Here is an 18,951-nt window from a genome sequence, read left to right on the forward strand (position 1 = left end):
CGGGGTCACTTGCGGCCCTCCTCGAGCTCGTGGGAGTCGGCGGTGTCCTCGGGCTCGGCGTCGGTCTCGTCCGCGGTGCCCTCCTCCATCGCGCCCTTGGGCTTCTGCCGGTCGGCGATGCGGCGGTCCTCCACGTCGTCCTGCACCTCGTCGTGCCCGACGAGCACCCAGGAGCGGTAGCCCAGGGCCAGCAGCAGCGTGGTCAGGGCGAAGGTGATGACGATGGCGGTCAGCGCCAGCGCCTGCGGGAGCGGGTCGGCGATCTGCTCGGGCAGCACCGCGTCGAGGATCGGGGCGCGGCCGGGCGGACCGCCGGAGACCTGCAGCAGCAGGTTCGCGCCGTGCCCGAGCACCACGATGCCGATCAGGATGCGCATCAGCGAACGCTGCATCAGCAGGTAGAACCCGACCGAGTACAGCACCGCGAGCACGATCGCCATGCTCAGGTTGATCGTGGTGTTCATCCGCGGCCACCTCCGCCCGGGACGTCCTCGCCGGCCTCGCGGGCGTCGCGGGCGATGCCGGAGCCGAGCGAGCGCAGCAGGTCGAGCACCACGCCGATGATCAGCAGGTAGACGCCGACGTCGAGCAGCAGGCTGCTCACGATGTCGAGGTAGCCGAACGGGCCGAAGGTGATCGTCCACTTGACCGAGGCGAGCACCGGGTCGCCCCAGGCGACCGGGGCCAGTGCGGTGAGCACCGCGACGATCAGCCCGCTGCCCACCAGCACGGGCGGGCGGATCCGGAACCGGAAACCCAGGTTGTCGTCGCCGCCCGCGATGTGGCGCAGCACGAACGCGAGCCCAGCGACCAGGCCGCCGGAGAACCCGCCGCCGGGGCCGTAGTGACCCTCCAGCAGCAGGAACACCGAGAACACCAGCACCACGGGGAACAGCAGCCGGGCCGCGGCCTCCAGCACCAGGGTCCGCTCGCGGACGTCCGGGCAGGCGCCGGGGAGCATCCACCGTCCGCTGGGCTGGTCCATCCGGGCCCAGCTCTCGGCGTCCCCCGGCGGGGGTGCGGGCTTCTCCTGCGAGGCCGTCATCCGAGCACCTCCTGCTCGTGCTTCGGCGATCCCGAGCCGCTGCGCACGACCGTGCCGCCCTTCCTCTTGTCGTAACGGGTCGCGAGCACCAGGCTCGCGGTGCCGGCGGCACAGATCAGCAGCACGGTGATCTCACCGACCGTGTCGAGCGCGCGGAAGTCCACCAGGATCGCGCTGATCAGGTTGGTCGCGCCGGCCTCCGGCGCGCCGGCGATGAACGGCCCGGTGGTGGCGGGCGGCAGCGTGCGGGCCCCGGAGAGCACCACGGCCATCCCCGCGACCAGCAGGCCGCCGACCGCGGCGACCGCGGCCTTGGGGGCGCGGACGCGGCGCTCGCTGTCCGGCTCGTCGAAGTGGGCGGGCAGGCGTCGCAGCACGAAGACGAACGCCACCAGGGTGAGCGTCTCGACCAGGAACTGGGCGAGCGCCAGGTCGGGGGCACCGTCGATGACGAACAGGCCGCCGATGCCGTAGCCGACCGCGCCGACCAGCAGCACCGCGGTGAACCGGCGGTGCGCCAGGCACAGCGCGATCGCCGCGACGATCACCATCAGCCCGACCGGGACCTGCATGATCGAGTGGTAGGGCGCCTGGTCGGTCGGGAACGTGCCGGTCACGGCGAGGACCGGGCCGGGCAGCGCGATCAGTGTCGCGAGGATGCAGCCGAGGTAGACCGGCAGCGAGCCGATCTGCAGCCGGCCGGTGACCGTGATCGCCGAGCGCTCCAGCCCGGTCACGACGGCCTCGTACCCGCGCTGGGCGGACACGTGCGGCACCGAGAGGTGCCCGGTCAGGGTCTGTCCGTAGCGGTGCAGGAGGAGCCCGCCGGCCAGCGCGACGCCGGTGAACAGCAGCGGCAGCCCGGGGGTGTGCCACAGGGCCAGCTCGTAGCGGGCGGCGTAGGCGTCGCCGAGCGGGGGCAGCGACGCGGCGTAGGAGGCGGCGAGCTGCTGGACCAGCGGCGCGGCGAACCCGGCCGCGATCCCGGTCAGCGCGCACAGCCACGCCGGGCCGGACAGGCCGAGCGGGACCGGGTCGCCGCCGGTGGGGTGCAGCCCCTTGGTGGAGAACGCGCCCCACAGGAACCGTGCGGTGTAGGCGACGGTCAGCAACGAGCCCGCGACCAGTCCGATCGCCGCGATCCAGCCGCGGACGCCGCCCTCGAGCACGAACGCCTCGAACGCGGCCTCCTTGCCGACGAAGCCGAGCATCGGCGGGAGCCCCGCCATCGACAGCCCGGCGAGCGTGGCGACGACGGCCAGCCCGCGCCGGCGGCGCCCGAGACCGCACAGCTCCCGCAGGTCACGGGTGCCGCAGGCCTTGTCGATAGCCCCGACCACCATGAACAGCGGCGCCTTGAACAGGCCGTGCGCCAGCAGCATCGCGATGCCGGCGAGCCCGGCCACCCGCGAGCCGGACCCGAACAGCACCATGAGGAACCCGAGCTGGGAGACGGTGCCGAAGGCCAGCAGCCGCTTGAGGTCGGTCTGGCGCATCGCGCGCCAGCCGCCCAGCACCATCGTCGCGAGGCCGAGCACCATGACCGGCGCCCACCACACGGGGTGCACCGAGAACGCGGGCCCGAGCCGCGCGACGAGCACGACCCCGGCCTTCACCATCGACGCCGCGTGCAGGTACGCCGAGATCGGCGTCGGGGCGGCCATCGCGTACGGAAGCCAGGGGTGGAACGGCAGCTGCGCGGACTTGGTCAGCGCGCCCAGCAGGATCAGCACCAGCGACACCGACAGCGCGACCGGGCTGTCGGGGGCGAGCGTGCCAGAGGTCGCGGCCGCGGTGATCTCCGGGATCGAGTACGTGCCGGCCAGCTGGCCCAGCAGCACGATCCCGAGCAGCATCGCCAGCCCGCCGAACACGGTCACGACGAGCGCCTGGACCGCGGCGCGGCGGTTCTCCCGGTACTGGCCGCCCTGCCCGACGAGCAGGAACGACGTCAGCGACGTCAGTTCCCAGAACACGTAGAGGGTCAGCAGGTCGTCGGCCAGGACCAGGCCGAGCATCATCCCGGCGAAGGCGACCAGCAGCGCCGCGGAGCGGGCCGCGTCGGTGGAGCGCGGTCCGAAGTACCAGGCCGCGTAGATCATGATCAGCGCTCCGACGCCGGAGACGAGCACGATCATCGCGATCGCGAGCGCGTCCATCCGCAGGCTCAGCGTCAGCCCCAGCTCGGGCGCCCACTCGACGCGGTCGGTCACCCCGCCGGAGAGTGCGGTCGAGGCCTGCGTCATCGCCCACACGAGGGTGGCGGCGAGCAGGGCGGCGCCGGCGCCGAACGCCAGCCGCCGGTGGTACCGGGCGAGCGCGGGCAGGCACAGCGCCAGGACGAGATGGGCGGCCACGACGGCGAGCACCGACACCTCCTGGAGTCACGGGGTCGTTCGGACCAGCGGTTCCGCTCACGTCACGGCCGGACCCGGGGAGCGCCGGAAGATGCCGCCGCACGATCACCGGAAGGGACGCGGCGACGACGCCGAGGTCATCCTATCGGCGCAACCGGACGTTTCGCCCGTGACCGTACCGAGTCTCACGCCGCGAGCGGTTTGGCGAAGCACCGGGAGCGGGGGTCGTTCCGGTACGCACCGAAGTTGCTGGTCCGACGGTATCCGCTGGTCTCGTACAGCGCGATCGCAGCGGGCTGGCCGTCACCCGTCTCGAGGATCATGCGACGACGCCCGGCGGCGGCGGCCGCACGCTCCAGCGCGACGAGTACCGCCCGGGCGTGTCCCCGGCCGCGGGCGGCGGGCTCGACGTACATCCGCTTCAGCTCGGCGTCGCCGTCACGGCGCGCCGGGTCGGCCGGGTCGGCGTCGACGGCGCGCCACGCCCCGGTCGCGACGGGGACGCCGTCGTCGTAGCCGACCAGGAACAACCCGGACGGGGTCCGGAAGTCGGCCGGGTCGACGGCGGTGGCGTCGCCGTCGCCGTAGACCTCGCCGTAGAACGCCTGCAGCCGCCGCATCAGTGGCGTCACGTCCGGATGGTCGAGCCCAGCCACGCGCAGTTCGAGTTCCCCCACGTCCTCATGATCGGTCCCAGGTGACCGGCAGCGCACGCAGCCCTCCGGTGAGCACGTCCGAGCGCAGCTCCAGCTCGGTGCGCGGCACGGCGAGGCGCAGCGACGGGAACCGGGCGGGCAGCGCCCGGAACACCTCGGTCAGCTCGACCCGGGCCAGGCTCGCGCCCACGCAGAAGTACGGTCCGTGCCCGAACGCGAGGTGCGTCGACTTCCGGCTGTGCCCGTTCTCGTTCCGCGAGCTCCTCTCGGCGTCGAACTCCGCGGCCCCGTCGAAGTGGCGCGGGTCCCGGTTCGCCGCGCCCGGGGCGAGCAGGATCGCGTCGCCCGCCGGGATGTGCACCCCGGCGATGTCGACGTCGGCGTGGGCGTAGCGCGGGATGCCGCCGTTGCCCCCGCTGGGCACGGCCAGCCGCAGGACCTCCTCGACCGCCCCCGCGGCGCGCTCCGGGTCCGCGGCGAGCGCCGCCCACTCCCCCGGGCGGTCCAGCAGCAGGACGGTGCCGGTGTCGATCCGCCCGACCGTGGTCTCGTGCCCGGCGAACAGCAGTCCGGCGCCGAGACGGGCGAGACCCTCGCGCTGCGCGGGCTCCGAGCCGAGCGCGGCGAAGTCGGACAGGACGTCCTCCCCCGGCTCGTCGTCCTTGCGGTCGATCAGGCCGCGGACGTAGGCGAACAGCGCCTGCGCGGCGGCCTCGGCACGGGGCCGGTCGTGGAGCAGCCCGAGGTCACCGGACCAGCGCCGGAACTCCTCGCGGTCGCCGTAGGGGACGCCGAGCAGCTCGCAGATGACCAGCACCGGCAGCGGGAAGGAGAACAGCTCGTGCAGGTCGGCACCGGGACCGGCGGCCTCGACGACGTCGAGCTGCCGGGCGACGAGGTCCGCGACGTGCCCGGAGAGCCTGCGCATCCGGCGCGCGGAGAACGCGGGCGCGAGCAGTTTGCGCATGAGGGTGTGGTTCGCGCGCTCGGTCTCCGGTGAGTCGCCGCTCGGCCCGCCGAAGATCATCGAGTCGGAGATGCGCGCGGCCCGCTCCGGCTCGGGGTGGCTGCGGCCGAGCCGGTCGTCGGCGAACAGGGCTCGGGCCTCGTCGTAGCCGGTGACCAGCCACGCGACGTCGCCGGCCGGGTCCGGACCGGGGTGATCGGGGACCGCTCCCGCAGCCGGTCGAACAGCGGCGGGAGCTCGAGGACGTCGTGGCGCGGGAACGGCAGGCGCGGCAGGTCCGTGGCGTCGGGACCGGTGGTGGTGGTCACCCGCCCGACGGTACGAGCGACGGCCGGTGGCCGCCTCCGACCCGGGGTGGACATCGGGTTGATCCGTCCGCGCGGAGCCCCGCGCGCCCGGGAGGGCGTCGCGCACTCCGCGGAGAAGGATCACCGACCACGGCCGGGTCAGGTCACCGCCGGCTGCTCCGCCGCGACCGGCGCCACCCGGCGCGCCCCCACCCACACCAGGCCCAGGCACACCGCCTGTACCGCGGCGACGACGAGCAGCAGCACCGGGTACCCCGCGACCCCGGTCAGGGCCGAGAGCAGCATCGGCAGCAGGAACCCGACGTAGGTCAGCGAGTAGAACAGCGCGGTCAGCCCGGCCAGGTGCTCCGGCTCGGCGATCCGCTGGACCTCCTGCAGCCCGGACAGCAGCACGAACCCGTACCCGGCGCCGAGCAGCGCGGCCGCGACGACGGCGGCCGGGACGCTGCGCAGGCCCGCCGCGAGGGCGGCGACGAGCGTCCCGGCGACGACGAGTGCGAGCCCGATCCGGGTCGCGGCCAGTGGCGAGCGGGCGTCCACGAGACGCGCGGCGGACTGGGCCAGGACCCCGCAGCCGAGCGCGACGGCGGTCAGCAGCGTCGCGACGAGCAGCCCCCACCCCCCGGTGATCCCGTCGAGCGTGGTCGGCAGCACGGCGTAGGCGATCGCGGCCGCCCCGAACACCCACGGCGCGGCGGGCAGCACCAGCCACACGAACCGCGGGTGCGCGACGGCGGGGACGCGCAGATCCTGCAGCCAGGACCGGGAACGGCCCGGCTCGACCGTCTCCGGTGCGGCGAGCAGCCACCAGGTGACCGGCACCGTCAGGACGATGTGCACGAGGTAGGGCAGCTCCATCGGCAGCGGCGCGAACTGCGCGAGCAGCCCGCCGACCAGCGGTCCGAGGCCGAAGCCCGCGGTGAGCGCGAGCGCGGCCCGCCGCGCCCCCTCCCCGTCGCCGGACAGCTCCTTGACCCAGGTCGTCGCCACCGCCATCGCGACGCCGATGCACAGGCCGAACAGCAGCCGTCCGGCGTAGAGGAGGGTCTCGGAGACCGCCCCGAGCGCGAGGACGGCGCTGGCCGGGATCGACGCGGCCGTCGCGGGCAGCAGCACCCGGCGGCGGCCCCAGCGGTCCGACGCGGGCCCGCCGACGAGCAGGCCCGGGGCGAGGCCGAGCACGTAGACACCGAAGAACGCGGCGACCACCGTCGCCGGGTAGTGCCCCTGCTCGCGGTACATGACCATCAGCGGGCTGAACTGGTTGGCGCCGTAGCCGACGCCGAACAGCACGGCGGCCGGCCGCATCCACGGCTTCACGATCGGTCTCCTCCTCGGAACGCGACGACGCCCCCGGGAACCGGTCCCGGGGGCGTCGTCGTCGACGGTGGTGGTGCGGCCTAGGCCGCGGCCTTGACCCGCTGACGCCAGCGGGTGAGCGTCCGCTCGGTGTAGCCGTTCGGCTCGGTCGCCCCGCTGAACACCAGCTCCAGCGCGGCCTGGAACGACTCGCTGGACTCCAGGTCCTTCGCCATCGCGGGGTAGCCGTCCTCGCCGGCGTTCTGCTCGTCGACCACGGCGGCCATCCGGGCGAAGGTGTCGCGCACCGTCCCCTCGTCGACGACGCCGTGCTGGAGCCAGTTCGCGACCAGCTGCGCGGAGATCCGCAGGGTGGCGCGGTCCTCCATCAGCCCGACGCCCTCCAGGTCCGGCACGGTGGAGCAGCCGATGCCCATGCCGACCCAGCGCACCACGTAGCCGAGGATCGACTGCGCGTTGGTCTCCAGCTCGTGGGTCACGTCGTCGGCCGACAGCGAGGAGGCGTCGGTGACCGGCACCTCCAGCAGGCCGCGGCGGTCCGCGGTGGCGCGGGAGGCGATGTCGTCCTGCACCCCGTGCACGTCGACGCGCAGGTAGTGCAGCGCGTGCAGGGTCGCGGCGGTCGGCGACGGCACCCAGGCGCAGTTCGCGCCTGCCTTCGGGTGGCCGATCTTCTGCTCGATCATCTCGGCCATCGCGGCGGGCTTGGCCCACATGCCCTTGCCGACCTGCGCGGAGTGCGCGAACCCGGCGGCGAGCGCGACGTCGACGTTGCGGTCCTCGTAGGTCGTGAGCCACGTCGTGGCCTTCATGTCGCCCTTGCGCAGGACCGGGCCCGCGGCGAAGCAGGTGTGGATCTCGTCGCCGGTCCGGTCGAGGAATCCGGTGTTGACGAAGATGATCCGGTTCGCGGCCTCGGCGATGCAGGCGGCGAGGTTGACCGTGGTCCGCTTCTCCTCGTCCATGATGCCGATCTTGAGGGTGTTCGGCTGCAGGCCCAGGGCCTCCTCGACGGCGGCGAACAGGTCGACGGTGAGGGCGACCTCGTCCGGCCCGTGCTGCTTGGGCTTGACGATGTAGACGCTGCCCGCGCGGGAGTTGGTGTGCGGGCCCTTCCCCTGCAGGTCGTACAGCCCGGCGACGGCCGAGACGAGCGCGTCGAGCACGCCCTCCGCGACCTCGGCGCCGTCGGCGGTGCGCACCGCGTTCGTCGTCATGTGGTGACCGCAGTTGCGGACCAGCATCAGCGAGCGCCCGGGCAGGGTGAGGTCGGAGCCGTCGGCCGCGGTGTAGGACCGGTCCGGGTTGACCCGGCGGGTGACGGTCTTCCCGCCCTTGCGGAACTCGGCGGTCAGGTCGCCGCGCAGCAGCCCGAGCCAGGTGCGGTAGGCCAGCGCCTTGTCCTCGCCGTCCACGGTCGCGACGGAGTCCTCGAGGTCGACGATCGTGGTGACCGCGGACTCGAGCACGATGTCGGCGACGTCGGCGTGGTGCTGGGTGCCGACCCGGGTGGTCGGGTCGATCGTGATCTCCAGGTGCAGCCCGTTGCGGGTCAGCAGGACCGCGCCGCGGCCGTCGCCGTCGACCGGGCGGAACCCGGCGAACTGCGCGGGGTCGGCGAGCCCGACCGTGCCGTTCGCGATGGTGTCGACGACGAGCCCGTCGGCCGAGGCCCGGTAGGCGCCGGCGTCGGCGTGACGGCCCTTCGCGAGCGGGAACAGCTCGTCGAGCAGCCCGTCGGCGGCGGTGATCACCTGCGCGCCGCGGCGCTCGTCGTACCCCGTGGCGAGCTCGCCGTCCCGGGGGAGCGCGTCGGTGCCGTAGAAGGCGTCGAACAGCGAGCCCCAGCGGGCGTTGGCGGCGTTGAGCGCGTAGCGCGGGACGGTGGAGGGCACGACCAGCTGCGGGCCGGGGACCTCGGCGATCTCCGGGTCGACCCGGTCGACGCCGATGGTCGGCGACTGCTCGGGGAGCAGGTAGCCGAGGTCGGTGAGGAACTTCTCGTACTCCTCCACCGACCCGACCCCGTGCTCGCGGTGCCACTCGTCGATGCGCGACTGGATCTCGTCGCGACGGGCCAGTGCGTCGGCGATCCTCGGGGCGAAACGCTCCTGGAGCCTGGCCAGGGTCGCCCAGAAGTCGTCCGCCGTGAGGTCGACGTCGGACAGGAGCTCGCCCTCGACGAAGGACTTCAGATGCTCCTCGACCTGCAGGCCGGCGGTGTCGGCCATCTGTGACCACCCTCTCTGCGTGGATGACGGGACTGGTCGTATTCCTACCAGTGGATTATCTTTTCCGCATCACGGAAGTGACGCGGGCCCCGCACTGATCGTCGAACAGGCGTCGGAGTCCGGTGTCGGCTTACCCTTTCGTGAGCCCCGCCACGCAGCAAGGGAGTGCAGCGATGCCCCTGGACCGCTCGATCCGCGACGAGTTCGTCGCCCTGCTGGGCTCGGACGACGTGCTCGACGACCCGGTGCGTACCCGCACCTACGAGTGCGACGGCCTGACCGGGAGCCGGGTCGTCCCCGAGCTGGTCCTGCTCCCCCGCACCGCCGACGACGTCGCCGGCTGCGTGCGGATCTGCGCCCGGCACCGGATCCCGTTCGTCGCCCGCGGCGCCGGGACCGGCCTGTCCGGCGGGGCGCTGCCGGTGGCCGAGGGCGTGGTCATCGGCCTGAACCGGCTCAACCGGGTGCTCGAGGTCGACCCGGGGAACCGCCGCGCCGTGCTGGAGCCGGGCGTCACGAACCTGGAGATCACCGCGGCCGCGTCGCCGCACGGGCTCTACTACGCCCCGGACCCGTCGAGCCAGCAGGTGTGCACGATCGGCGGCAACGTCGCGGAGAACTCCGGCGGCGCGCACTGCCTCAAGTACGGCTTCACCACCAACCACGTGCTGTCGATGGAGGTCGTCCTCCCCGACGGCGAGGTGGTCACCCTCGGCTCCGACACGATGGAGCAGTCCGGGCCCGACCTGCGCGGGGTGTTCCTCGGCTCCGAGGGCACGCTCGGCATCGTCACGAAGGTCACCGTGCGGCTGCTGCGCACCCCCGAGGTCATGCGCACCCTGCTGGCGGACTTCCCGTCGGTCTCGGCGGGCGGCCGGGTGGTCTCCGACATCGTCGCGGCCGGGATCGTGCCCGCCGCGGTCGAGATGATGGACGCGCTGGCCATCGAGGCCGCCGAGGGCGCCACCGGCGCCGGCTACTCCCTCGACACCCCGGCCGCGCTCGTCGTCGAGCTGGACGGGACCGTCGAGGAGTGCGAGGAGCAGTTCGCCCTGGTCAAGGAGATCTGCGACCGGCACGGCTGCACCCGGCTGCACGTCGCGGGCTCCCCCGAGGAGCGCGCGAACATCTGGCGCGGGCGCAAGGCCGCGTTCGCCGCGGTCGGCCGGATCTCGCCGGACTACATCGTCCAGGACGGGGTGGTCCCCCGGACCCGGCTCGCCGAGATCCTCGAGCGGATCGACGAGATGGGCGCCGACGCCGGGCTGCGCGTCGCGAACGTCTTCCACGCCGGTGACGGCAACCTGCACCCCCTGGTGCTGTTCTCCGCCGCCGAGGGCCAGACCGAGCAGGCCGAGCACCTGTCGGCGCAGATCGCCGAGCTGTGCGTGGAGATGGGCGGCTCGCTGTCGGGCGAGCACGGCATCGGCACCGACAAGGCGTGCTCGATGCCGCGGATGTTCGGCGAGGACGACCTGGCCGTCATGCGCCGGGTCCGCGACGGCTTCGACCCCGACCACATCTGCAACCCCGGCAAGCTGCTGCCCACCCCGCGGCTGTGCGGCGAGAAGCCCGGGCTCTACCGCCCGCACCCCCTGGAGGAGGCCGGCCTCATCGAACGGCTGTGACCCCCAGGCCGACCCCGCACGACACTCCGGAAGGGCCCGACCGACATGACACGCGCTGCTCCCACCACGCTGCGCCCCACCTCGGCGAGGGAGGTCCGGGACGCCGTCCTGGACACCCCCGGCCGCCTCGCGATCACCGGCGCCGGCACCGCCGCGGGCTGGGCGGGGCGTCCCGAACGGGCCGACGCGGAGCTCGACCTGTCCGCGCTGTCCGGGGTGATCCACCACAACCCCGGTGACATGACCGTCTCGGTGCGCGCCGGCACCCCGGTCCGCGCGCTGCAGGAGCAGCTGGCCGAGCACGGCCAGCGCCTCGCGTTCGACGCGGCCCGGGTCGACCGCGGCGCCACCGTCGGCGGGCTGCTGGCGACCGCCGACGCGGGCCCGTCCGCGCTGGTGTGGGGCGGGCTGCGGGACCTGGTCATCGGCACCACCTCGGTGCTGGCCGACGGCACGATGGTCCGCTCCGGCGGGCACGTCATCAAGAACGTCGCCGGCTACGACATGGCCAAGCTCGTGCACGGCTCCTACGGCACCTTCGGGCCGCTGGTCGAGGTCGTCCTGCGGCTGCACCCGGTCCCGAAGGCCGTCGCCTGCGTGAGCGTCGACGGCCCGGTGGCCGAGGCCGCGTCGCGGGTGCTGGAGCTGATGGCGAGCCCGCTGGAGCCGATCGCCGTCGAGTGGGTCTCCGGTGACCCGGGACGCCTGCTGGTCCGGCTGGAGGGCGGCGCGGAGACCCTGCCCGCACGGGTGGAGCGGCTGCGCGAGCTGCTCGGCGCCGACGCCCGGGAGGCGGCCGCGGACGCGTGGGACGCCCACACGTCGCTGACCGACGGTCCGCACACCGGCGGTGACACCGACGGGCCCGCCCCCGACGCCGCCGTCGTCCGGATCGGGTGCGCCCCGACCCGGCTGGCGCCGCTGGTGGAGCAGCTGCCCGCCACCGCCGTCACGGCCGGGCTCGCGACCGGTGTCGCGACCGTCACCGTGCCGGGAGCCGCCGTCGCCGAGGTGCACGACGCCGTCGCCGCGGTCGGCGGGACGAGCGTGCTGCGCGACCGCCCCGATGCGCTCGACGCCCCCGCGTGGGGCCCGCAGCCCTCCGCGCTCGCCCTGCTGCAGGCGATCAAGAACCAGCTCGACCCCGAGGCCCGGTTCGCCGCCGGTCGCTTCGCCCCCTGGATGTGAGGCACGCATGACGAGCACCCACGAGCCCGCCGGAACCCCGACCGGCGCCGCCGAGACCAAGATCCCGCAGCAGGGCCCGAGCGCGTTCGACGACGTCCATCCGCCGCAGCGCGAGCTGCTCGACGACTGCGTGCACTGCGGGTTCTGCCTGCCGACCTGCCCCACCTACGTGCTGTGGGGCGAGGAGATGGACTCGCCGCGCGGCCGGATCCTGCTGATGGACCTGGCCGAGAAGGGCGACATCGGCCTCGACGGCCCGTTCACCGAGCACATGGACAACTGCCTGGGCTGCATGGCATGCGTGACCGCCTGCCCGTCCGGGGTGCAGTACGACAAGCTGCTGGAGTCGGTGCGCCCGCAGATCGAGCGCAACGTGCCCCGCACGACGTCGGACAGGCTGTTCCGCGACGCGATCTTCGCGCTGTTCCCCTACCGGCGGCGGCTGCGCGCCGCCGCCCTGCCCGGCGCGCTCTACCAGCAGCTGCGCAAGGTCCCGGCGATCCGCAAGCTCGCCGAGAGGCTGCCCGGCCGGCTCGCGGCGATGGAGTCGCTGCTGCCCCCGGTGTCGGTGCGCGAGGCGTTCGCGCGGCTGCCGGTGCACACCCCCGCGGTCGGCACCCGCCGGGCCCGCGTCGCGCTGCTCACCGGCTGCGTGCAGGACGTGTTCTTCCACCGGGTCAACGAGGCCACCGTGCGGGTGCTCGCCGCCGAGGGCTGCGACGTGCTCGTCCCGCGCGACCAGCAGTGCTGCGGCGCGCTGGAGGTGCACGCCGGGCGCGAGGAGTCCGCGCTGGACCGGGCCCGGCGCACCATCGCCCGGTTCGAGACCCTCGACGTCGACGCGGTGGTCACCAACGTCGCGGGCTGCGGCTCGTCGATGAAGGACTACGGCCACCTGCTCGCCGACGACCCGGCCTGGGCCGACCGCGCGACGCGCTTCTCCGCCCGCTGCCGCGACGTCCACGAGGTCCTGGCCGAGCTGTACTCCCGCGACGACGACGGCGGCCCCCGCGCCCCGCGCACCCCGGTCACCGGCCGCGTCGCCTACCACGACGCGTGTCACCTCGGGCACGCCCAGGGCGTCCGCGACCAGCCCCGCGAGGTGCTCCGGACGATCCCCGAGCTGGAGCTCGTCGACATCGCCGAGGCGTCGCTGTGCTGCGGCTCGGCCGGCATCTACAACATGGTGAAGCCGGACGCGGCCGCCGACCTGGGCGTGCGGAAGGCGGAGAGGATCCGCGACGCGAAGCCGGACGTCGTGGTCACCGCGAACCCGGGCTGCCTGCTGCAGATCGGCAAGTACCTGCCCACCGAGGGTTTCGCCGACGTGCCGCTGCTGCACCCGGTGCAGCTGCTGGACGCGAGCATCCGCGGGGCGGCGGTGCCGCAGCGCTGACCCCGGCTCAGGCGGCGCCCTCGACGGGGGCGACGTCGCGGAACGCGTCGACGACCGCGGTCAGACAGGCCGGGGTCGTCGACGACGGCGCGACCACCGACCCGGGCACCGCCACCGGCGGGTCGAGCGGGATCTCCCGGACCCGCGACGCCCCGGAGGTGGCGACCCGGCCGGCGGGCAGCAGCGTCCACCCGGTCCGGTCGGCCCCCATCTCGACGACGACGGCCTCGGTGACCCCGACCGGCCGTCCGGCCGGGGCGCCGGACGGCGCGACCACCCCGGCGAGCGCGTCGTGCCACGGCGGGTCCGAGTCCCGGCACGGGTGCCGGTAGGGGCCCGACGCCGCCAGCTCCGGCAGCCGCACCGTGGACCGTCGCGCCAGCGGGTGCCGGTCGGACACCACCGCGTGCAGCTGCTCGCTCCACGCCGGGTGGACGACGAGGCCGGGGCCCTCCGGCAGGCCGCGCGCGACGGCGAGGTCCAGCCGCCCGTCGCCCACCGCCGCCAGGCGCTCCGGGACCGGCAGGTCGACCAGCACCGTCTCCAGGTCGGGGTTGGACTCCTGCAGGCGGCTCAGGCCCCGCTCCAGCCGGACGGTGAGCCCGGGTGCGGTGCCGATCCGCAGCCGGGTCGCCGGCGCGTCCAGAGCCTCCCGGACGCGGTCGGCCGCGGCGAGGGTCTCCCGCGCGGCGGCGAGAACGCGGTGCCCGGCGGGGGTGAGCCGGACGTGGCGCGACGAGCGGTCCAGCAGCCGGGCCCCGAGCTCCCGCTCCAGCCGGGCCACCTGCTGGCTGACCGCGGGTTGCACGATGTGCAACCGCTCGGCGGCGCGCCCGAAGTGCAGCTCCTCGGCCACCGTCACGAAGTACCGCAACCCGCGCAGTTCCATCCCGCACCCTCCCCGACCTCTGTCGATCACCAACGCCGATCGCTGCACGGGTTGTTCCGGTCTGGTTCGACGTGGCGGGCACGGATGCACTGGTGACCATGCGGATCGGAACCCTGAACCTCACCGCCGACGGCCCCGCCGCCGTCCGCGACACGGTGCGCGACGCGGGCCGCCGGGGCCTCGACGCCGTCTGGACCAACCAGATGCCCGGCAGCTGGGACCCGTTGGCCCTGCTCGCCGCCGCGGAGCCGGGCACCGGCCCCGCCGAGCTCGGCACCGCGGTCACCCTGACCGGCCTCCGGCATCCCGTCGCGCTCGCCACCCAGGCGCTGACCACCCAGGCGGCCCTCGACGGACGCCTGACGCTCGGGGTGGGCCCGGGCCACGCCCCCTACCTGTCCGGCGAGCTGGGGCTGCCGTTCGACGCGCCCGCCGCGCGGACCCCGGAGTACCTGGAGGTGCTGGTCCCGCTGCTGCGCGGGGAACGGGTGACCCACCGGGGCCGGTTCCTCGAGGTCGACACGCGGCTCGCGCTGCCCCGCCCGGTGCCGGCCCCCCGGCTGCTGCTGTCCGCGCTCGGCCCCCGGATGCTGGAGCTCGCCGGTGAGCTGACCGACGGCACCGTCGTGACCTGGGTGCGCCCGGAGTTCGTGCGGGACCACCTGCGGCCGGCGCTGCCGGACACGGCCCGGGTGGTGGTCTCGGTGACGGTGGGCGTGACCGCCGACCCCGACCGGTTCCTGGAGACGGTCGCGCAGGACTTCGCCCCGGTCAGGACCCTGCCCAGCTACCGCGCGCTGCTGGACCGCGGTGGGCTGCGGGGGCCGGAGGAGACCGTGGTGGCGGGGTCCGAGGAGCACGTCGCCCGGGCGCTGGCCCGGTTCGGCGACGCAGGGGCGACCGACCTGGTCGTGGTCGACCTGGCCCCGGAGGGCCGGTCGGCGCTCGATGTGGCGGTCACCCTGTCGTCCTCACGGGTCACCACCTGACGCCGACCCGTTCAGGAGGGGCGCCGCCGGGTACGGCCCACCGGGCGCCGGTGCGACCGGCGCCATGCCGTGGCGCCGGCCGTCCGGGTACGTCCGGGCGTGCCGGCGGACCGGTGGGACGCGGCGGGGTGCCTCACATCGGGGTCGGACACATCGGGGTCGGACACATCGGGGTCGGTCCCGGCGGGGTCGGACGGCCCGTCCGGCCGCCGGTGCAGCGCCCGCAGCTCGGCGCGCAGCGCGACGATGTCCCACTTGCGGGCGGTGTGCTCCCGTTCGAGGTGCTCGATCCGCCGGTGGGCCAGCACGAGCAGCACCCCTGCGGCGAGCCACCCCGCCAGGGCGGCCCACGCCACCACCGCCGCCAGCCCCGACACACCCGGCTCCGTCCGCTCGTCCACCGGTCCGGCACTCACCGTAGCGAGCACCGGGCGCCCCGACGCCTCGCCGGGTGAGCCACCGCACACGCCGACGCCGCACGTCACGTCGGTATCCTGGGCCTGCAGGCACCGCCGCCCCGCGCTCCCCTCCCGGCCCCGCGGTGGCCCTCCGGAAGCGGCGCGCGCGGGGGTGAACCCGGCCCCGCCGGGTACGGGTCCCGGCGGGCGCCCCGCCCGACAGACCACGAGGAGGCCGGAGATGCAGCAGGCCGTCGGTAACGATCCGACCACCACGAGCGATGGACCGGCCGTGGAGGAGACGTCCGTGCACCCCGAGAAGACCCCGACCCCCGACGCGCGCCACTTCCCGCAGACCCTGGTCGCGATGGACCCGCCCACCCTCCCGGCGGCCCACCTGACCCCGCCGCCCGCGGAGTTCCGCCAGTTCCCGGCCCCGCAGCGGTCGGTGCCCGGTCATCCGACCCTGCGGAGCCGGCTGCGCCGGGTCCTGCTGTTCTGGCGCCGCGGCGCCTGACACCCGACGTCCCGGCGGCCCGGTCCCTCCTGAAGGGGCCGGGCCGCCGTCGTGTGCGGGTCCCGGTGGCGGGTCCCGGTGGCGGGTCCCGGTGGCGGGTCTCAGTAGTGGGAGAAGTGGACCCAGCCGGCGGCGCCGTCGTAGGGGCGGCCGTCGACCGTGACGCCCGGCCCGTCGGCATCGGGCGCCTCGACGGCCCCGACCTCGCTCCAGCCCTCGGGCAGCGGCGCGTCGCCGGGGAAGGTCGCCGCGAGCGCGTGGTCCTCGCCGCCGGTCAGGACCCACCGCAGCGGGTCCAGGCCCAGTGCGGACGCGATCTCCGCCATCCGTGGGGCCACCGTGAACGCCCGCGACCGCAGTCGCAACGCCACCTCCGAGGCCCGCGCGACGTGCGCCAGGTCGGCCAGCAGGCCGTCCGAGACGTCGATCATGGACGTGGCGCCGGCGTCGGCGGCCTGCGGTCCGGCGGAGTAGGGCGGTTCCGGGACCCGGTGCGCGTCGACCAGGGCCGCCGGGGAGCGGAACCCGCGCCCCAGCACCGCCAGCCCGGCCGCGGACCAGCCCAGCCGCCCGCAGACCGCGACCCGGTCCCCCGCCCGCGCCCCGGAGCGCAGCACCGGGGCCCGGCCCTGCAGGTCCCCCAGCGCCGTCACCGAGACGACGATCACCGGCGCCGAGGTCAGGTCGCCCCCGACGAGCCCGGCACCGGTCGAGCGGGCCTCGGCCCACAGCCCGTCGGCCAGCTGCTCCAGCTGCGCCGCGGGCGTCGACGAGGGGCAGGCCAGCCCCACCAGCAGCGACGTCGGCACCGCCCCCATCGCGGCGATGTCGGCCAGGTTCGCGGCGGCGGCCTTGCGCCCGACCTGCTCGGGGCTCGACCAGTCGAGCCGGAAGTGCACGCCCTCGACGAGCACGTCGGTGCAGGCGACGACGCGCCCGTCGGCCGCGGTGACGACGGCCGAGTCGTCGCCGGGACCGAGCTCCGTCGTAGCCGGTTGGACACGGTCCGTGGTGACCCGGTCGATCAGCGCGAACTCACCGACCTCCCGGAGTGAGACACCGGTCTCGGAACCGCCCTCGGGCGTGATCGCGGATGGGGACACGGGGGCGGCCTCCGGTAGGTTCTGCGTCCGACATTCCTGCCGCCAACCATCCGGCAGGTCGGCAGTTACCGGAAAGGGGCACGCCGTGGTGCAGGCATACATCCTCGTCCAGACCGAGGTCGGCAAGGCCGCCTCCGTCGCCTCCGAGATCGGGGGTCTGCCGGGCGTCGTCTCGGCCGAGGACGTCACCGGCCCGTACGACGTGATCGTGCGCGCCGAGGCGGACGACGTCGACGAGCTCGGCCGGCTGGTCGTGGCCCGGGTGCAGAACGTCAACGGGATCACCCGGACGCTCACCTGCCCCGTGGTCAAGCTGAGCTGAGACGGGCGGAGACGTGGCAGGGGCACGCGTGTCACCACCGGTCGTGGTGGCGATCGCGCTGCCCCTGCTGCTCGCCCTCGTCGTGGCGGGGCTGGCGGTCTGGGCCCGCCTGACGACGGGGCCGGACACCGGCCCCCTGGAGCTGCCCGCGCAGGCCGCACCGCAGGCGTCGTCGACGTCGTGCGACGCGGTGCTGCGCGCACTGCCCCTCGGGCTCCCCGGGGACACCGGGGACCTGTCGCCGCGGGAGGTCGACCCACCGGTCCCCGGTGCGCGGGCGTGGGTCGCCGAGCCGGAGCCGGTGGTGCTGCGCTGCGGCACCGAACGGCCGGCCGAGCTGGGCCCGACCTCGCCGCTGATCGTCGTCAACGGGGTGAGCTGGCTGCCGCTGGCGACCCCGCAGGGGGCCCTGGCGACCACCTACGCCGTCGTCGACCGCGGGGTGTACCTGGAGCTGTCCGCACCCGCGGAGACCGGTCCGGGGCCGCTGCAGGCGGTGTCCGACGCGGTGGTCGACGCCCTTCCGCCGCAGCCGGTGCGGGTCCGGTAGCTACCGCAGCCCGGTCCCGCGGGCCAGCGCGGTGTCGACCATGGTGCTGAGCAGCTCGGGGTAGTCGAGCCCGGTGACCGCCCACATCTTGGGGAACGCCGAGCTCGGGGTGAACCCGGGCATGGTGTTGACCTCGTTGACGGTGATGTCGCCGTCGTCGGTGACGAAGAAGTCGACCCGGGCCAGGCCCTGCACGTCGAGCGCGCGGAACGCGGTGATCGCCTTCCAGCGCAGCGAATCGGTGATCTCGTCGTCGAGCTTGGCGGGGATCCGCAGCTCGGAGGTGTCGAGGTACTTGGACTCGAAGTCGTAGAACTCGCCGTGGTAGCGCAGCTCGGCGGGCAGGCTGGCGCGGACGCTGCCGTCGGGGAACTCCAGCACCGCGCACTCGATCTCGCGGCCGGGCACGGCCGCCTCGACGAGCACCTTCGGGTCGTGCCGGCGGGCCTCGGCGACGGCGGCGTCGAGCGCGGCCGGGTCGGTGACCCGGGTGACGCCCATCGAGGACCCGGCGCGGGCCGGCTTCACGAACAGCGGCAGCCCGAGCCGGTCGCGGTCGGCGAACCCGATGTCGGTGCCGGGGCGGAGCACGACGCCGTCGGCGACGTTCAGGCCCTCGGCGCGCAGCAGCTTCTTCGCGAACTCCTTGTCCATGCCGACCGCGGAGGCCAGCACGCCCGCGCCGACGTAGGGCAGCCCGGCCATCTCCAGCAGACCCTGGATGGTGCCGTCCTCGCCGAAGGCGCCGTGCAGGATCGGGAAGACGACGTCGACCGAGGTCAGCGCCTCGCGCGCGTCGAGGCGGACCAGGCCGCGGCCGGGCTCGCCGGGCAGCACCAGGGACTCGGCGGTCCCGTCGACCTCGGGCAGCTCGCGACCGGAGATCGCCAGGCGGGCGGGGTCGGACGGGCCGACCACCCAGGCGCCGTCCGGGGTGATCCCGACCGGGACCGCCTCGAACCGCTCCGGGTCGAGGTGGGTCAGCACGCTGCCCGCGGACACGCACGAGATCGCGTGCTCGGAACTGCGGCCGCCGAAGACGACGGCGACCTTGACCCGGTCGGCACTCATGGGGCCCGAGGGTAGG

Annotated in this window: 19 protein-coding genes; 8 read left to right on the plus strand and 11 right to left on the minus strand. The window is 74.7% G+C overall.

Annotated features, from left to right (window positions below; genetic code table 11):
* Nucleotides 1-5: 5 nt before the first annotated feature.
* From WHI96_RS07670 to WHI96_RS07690, 5 genes are all read right to left on the minus strand, one after another.
* Entirely contained in the window at nucleotides 6-464 is a 459-nt protein-coding gene (locus tag WHI96_RS07670) for a Na(+)/H(+) antiporter subunit C (protein ID WP_020622059.1), read from the minus strand.
* The gene (locus tag WHI96_RS07675; protein ID WP_345654023.1) at nucleotides 461-1,045 is read right to left on the minus strand and encodes an MnhB domain-containing protein; all 585 of its coding nucleotides are present in this window, start codon (nucleotides 1,043-1,045) and stop codon (nucleotides 461-463) included. The genes WHI96_RS07670 and WHI96_RS07675 overlap by 4 nt, the downstream gene beginning before the upstream one ends.
* Nucleotides 1,042-3,414, minus strand: a complete 2,373-nt coding sequence (gene mbhE / locus WHI96_RS07680; protein WP_345654020.1) for a hydrogen gas-evolving membrane-bound hydrogenase subunit E — start codon at nucleotides 3,412-3,414, stop codon at nucleotides 1,042-1,044. The genes WHI96_RS07675 and mbhE overlap by 4 nt, the downstream gene beginning before the upstream one ends.
* A gap of 173 nt (nucleotides 3,415-3,587) precedes the next feature.
* Nucleotides 3,588-4,022 carry a GNAT family N-acetyltransferase gene (locus WHI96_RS07685; RefSeq protein ID WP_345654176.1) on the minus strand — a complete coding sequence of 145 codons (435 nt, stop codon included), beginning with the start codon at nucleotides 4,020-4,022 and terminating at the stop codon, nucleotides 3,588-3,590.
* 61 nt (nucleotides 4,023-4,083) lie between these two features.
* Nucleotides 4,084-5,025, minus strand: coding sequence for a cytochrome P450 (locus WHI96_RS07690; protein ID WP_345654018.1), 942 nt, complete (start codon nucleotides 5,023-5,025; stop codon nucleotides 4,084-4,086).
* Between WHI96_RS07690 and WHI96_RS07695 the strand changes: the two genes are divergently transcribed.
* Nucleotides 5,024-5,173, plus strand: coding sequence for a hypothetical protein (locus tag WHI96_RS07695; RefSeq protein ID WP_345654016.1), 150 nt, complete (start codon nucleotides 5,024-5,026; stop codon nucleotides 5,171-5,173). The two genes, WHI96_RS07690 and WHI96_RS07695, sit on opposite strands and share 2 nt — an antisense overlap.
* A 298-nt stretch (nucleotides 5,174-5,471) precedes the next feature.
* Here the strand turns inward: WHI96_RS07695 and WHI96_RS07700 are convergent, their stop codons facing one another.
* Nucleotides 5,472-6,653 (minus strand): MFS transporter, encoded by a 1,182-nt coding sequence (locus WHI96_RS07700; RefSeq protein WP_345654013.1) that lies wholly within the window; start codon nucleotides 6,651-6,653, stop codon nucleotides 5,472-5,474.
* An 80-nt stretch (nucleotides 6,654-6,733) separates the two neighbouring features.
* A complete protein-coding gene (locus tag WHI96_RS07705; protein WP_345654011.1) occupies nucleotides 6,734-8,884 on the minus strand; it encodes a malate synthase G in 2,151 nt (716 codons plus the stop codon).
* A gap of 173 nt (nucleotides 8,885-9,057) precedes the next feature.
* On the opposite strand from WHI96_RS07705, the gene WHI96_RS07710 reads away from it, so the two are divergent.
* Genes WHI96_RS07710 through WHI96_RS07720 form a run of 3 tightly spaced genes read left to right on the plus strand, consistent with a single transcriptional unit; the run spans nucleotide 9,058 to nucleotide 13,096 of the window.
* Complete coding sequence (locus WHI96_RS07710) at nucleotides 9,058-10,512, plus strand: FAD-binding oxidoreductase (RefSeq protein ID WP_345654008.1); 1,455 nt, start codon at nucleotides 9,058-9,060, stop codon at nucleotides 10,510-10,512.
* A gap of 45 nt (nucleotides 10,513-10,557) precedes the next feature.
* Nucleotides 10,558-11,700 carry an FAD-binding oxidoreductase gene (locus WHI96_RS07715; protein ID WP_345654005.1) on the plus strand — a complete coding sequence of 381 codons (1,143 nt, stop codon included), beginning with the start codon at nucleotides 10,558-10,560 and terminating at the stop codon, nucleotides 11,698-11,700.
* A gap of 7 nt (nucleotides 11,701-11,707) precedes the next feature.
* Entirely contained in the window at nucleotides 11,708-13,096 is a 1,389-nt protein-coding gene (locus WHI96_RS07720; RefSeq protein WP_345654002.1) for a (Fe-S)-binding protein, read from the plus strand.
* Between the two features lie 7 nt (nucleotides 13,097-13,103).
* Here WHI96_RS07720 and WHI96_RS07725 read toward each other — a convergent pair whose 3' ends face one another.
* Complete coding sequence (locus WHI96_RS07725; protein ID WP_345653999.1) at nucleotides 13,104-13,985, minus strand: LysR family transcriptional regulator; 882 nt, start codon at nucleotides 13,983-13,985, stop codon at nucleotides 13,104-13,106.
* A 98-nt stretch (nucleotides 13,986-14,083) separates the two neighbouring features.
* On the opposite strand from WHI96_RS07725, the gene WHI96_RS07730 reads away from it, so the two are divergent.
* Nucleotides 14,084-14,974 (plus strand): LLM class flavin-dependent oxidoreductase, encoded by an 891-nt coding sequence (locus WHI96_RS07730; protein WP_345653996.1) that lies wholly within the window; start codon nucleotides 14,084-14,086, stop codon nucleotides 14,972-14,974.
* Between the two features lie 11 nt (nucleotides 14,975-14,985).
* On the opposite strand, the gene WHI96_RS07735 is transcribed toward WHI96_RS07730, so the two are convergent.
* Complete coding sequence (locus WHI96_RS07735; RefSeq protein ID WP_345653994.1) at nucleotides 14,986-15,375, minus strand: hypothetical protein; 390 nt, start codon at nucleotides 15,373-15,375, stop codon at nucleotides 14,986-14,988.
* 304 nt (nucleotides 15,376-15,679) lie between these two features.
* On the opposite strand from WHI96_RS07735, the gene WHI96_RS07740 reads away from it, so the two are divergent.
* Nucleotides 15,680-15,889 carry a hypothetical protein gene (locus WHI96_RS07740; RefSeq protein ID WP_345653991.1) on the plus strand — a complete coding sequence of 70 codons (210 nt, stop codon included), beginning with the start codon at nucleotides 15,680-15,682 and terminating at the stop codon, nucleotides 15,887-15,889.
* 101 nt (nucleotides 15,890-15,990) lie between these two features.
* Here WHI96_RS07740 and WHI96_RS07745 read toward each other — a convergent pair whose 3' ends face one another.
* A complete protein-coding gene (locus WHI96_RS07745) occupies nucleotides 15,991-16,977 on the minus strand; it encodes a thiamine-phosphate kinase (protein ID WP_345654173.1) in 987 nt (328 codons plus the stop codon).
* 100 nt (nucleotides 16,978-17,077) lie between these two features.
* On the opposite strand from WHI96_RS07745, the gene WHI96_RS07750 reads away from it, so the two are divergent.
* Both WHI96_RS07750 and WHI96_RS07755 read left to right on the plus strand, forming a co-directional pair.
* Nucleotides 17,078-17,314, plus strand: a complete 237-nt coding sequence (locus WHI96_RS07750) for an Lrp/AsnC family transcriptional regulator (protein ID WP_020627802.1) — start codon at nucleotides 17,078-17,080, stop codon at nucleotides 17,312-17,314.
* Nucleotides 17,315-17,327: 13 nt separating this feature from the next.
* The gene (locus WHI96_RS07755; RefSeq protein ID WP_349302354.1) at nucleotides 17,328-17,864 is read left to right on the plus strand and encodes a DUF3515 domain-containing protein; all 537 of its coding nucleotides are present in this window, start codon (nucleotides 17,328-17,330) and stop codon (nucleotides 17,862-17,864) included.
* Here WHI96_RS07755 and WHI96_RS07760 read toward each other — a convergent pair whose 3' ends face one another.
* Nucleotides 17,865-18,935 (minus strand): D-alanine--D-alanine ligase family protein, encoded by a 1,071-nt coding sequence (locus WHI96_RS07760; protein WP_345653985.1) that lies wholly within the window; start codon nucleotides 18,933-18,935, stop codon nucleotides 17,865-17,867. It lies immediately after the preceding gene.
* Nucleotides 18,936-18,951 lie beyond the last annotated feature (16 nt).

It is taken from the genome of Pseudonocardia tropica, from assembly GCF_040105315.1.
Classification (GTDB): domain Bacteria; phylum Actinomycetota; class Actinomycetes; order Mycobacteriales; family Pseudonocardiaceae; genus Pseudonocardia; species Pseudonocardia alni.

What these genes read in the sequence shown, in the direction of transcription:
- WHI96_RS07715 (WP_345654005.1), top strand. Translation starts at nt 10,558, where the DNA reads ATGACACGCGCTGCTCCCACCACGCTGCGCCCCACCTCGGCGAGGGAG.
- WHI96_RS07695 (WP_345654016.1), top strand. Translation starts at nt 5,024, where the DNA reads ATGAGGGTGTGGTTCGCGCGCTCGGTCTCCGGTGAGTCGCCGCTCGGC.
- WHI96_RS07720 (WP_345654002.1), top strand. Translation starts at nt 11,708, where the DNA reads ATGACGAGCACCCACGAGCCCGCCGGAACCCCGACCGGCGCCGCCGAG.
- WHI96_RS07685 (WP_345654176.1), bottom strand. Translation starts at nt 4,022, where the DNA reads ATGCGGCGGCTGCAGGCGTTCTACGGCGAGGTCTACGGCGACGGCGAC.
- WHI96_RS07705 (WP_345654011.1), bottom strand. Translation starts at nt 8,884, where the DNA reads ATGGCCGACACCGCCGGCCTGCAGGTCGAGGAGCATCTGAAGTCCTTC.
- WHI96_RS07725 (WP_345653999.1), bottom strand. Translation starts at nt 13,985, where the DNA reads ATGGAACTGCGCGGGTTGCGGTACTTCGTGACGGTGGCCGAGGAGCTG.
- WHI96_RS07730 (WP_345653996.1), top strand. Translation starts at nt 14,084, where the DNA reads ATGCGGATCGGAACCCTGAACCTCACCGCCGACGGCCCCGCCGCCGTC.
- WHI96_RS07675 (WP_345654023.1), bottom strand. Translation starts at nt 1,045, where the DNA reads ATGACGGCCTCGCAGGAGAAGCCCGCACCCCCGCCGGGGGACGCCGAG.
- WHI96_RS07690 (WP_345654018.1), bottom strand. Translation starts at nt 5,025, where the DNA reads ATGCGCAAACTGCTCGCGCCCGCGTTCTCCGCGCGCCGGATGCGCAGG.
- WHI96_RS07710 (WP_345654008.1), top strand. Translation starts at nt 9,058, where the DNA reads ATGCCCCTGGACCGCTCGATCCGCGACGAGTTCGTCGCCCTGCTGGGC.
- WHI96_RS07760 (WP_345653985.1), bottom strand. Translation starts at nt 18,935, where the DNA reads ATGAGTGCCGACCGGGTCAAGGTCGCCGTCGTCTTCGGCGGCCGCAGT.
- WHI96_RS07670 (WP_020622059.1), bottom strand. Translation starts at nt 464, where the DNA reads ATGAACACCACGATCAACCTGAGCATGGCGATCGTGCTCGCGGTGCTG.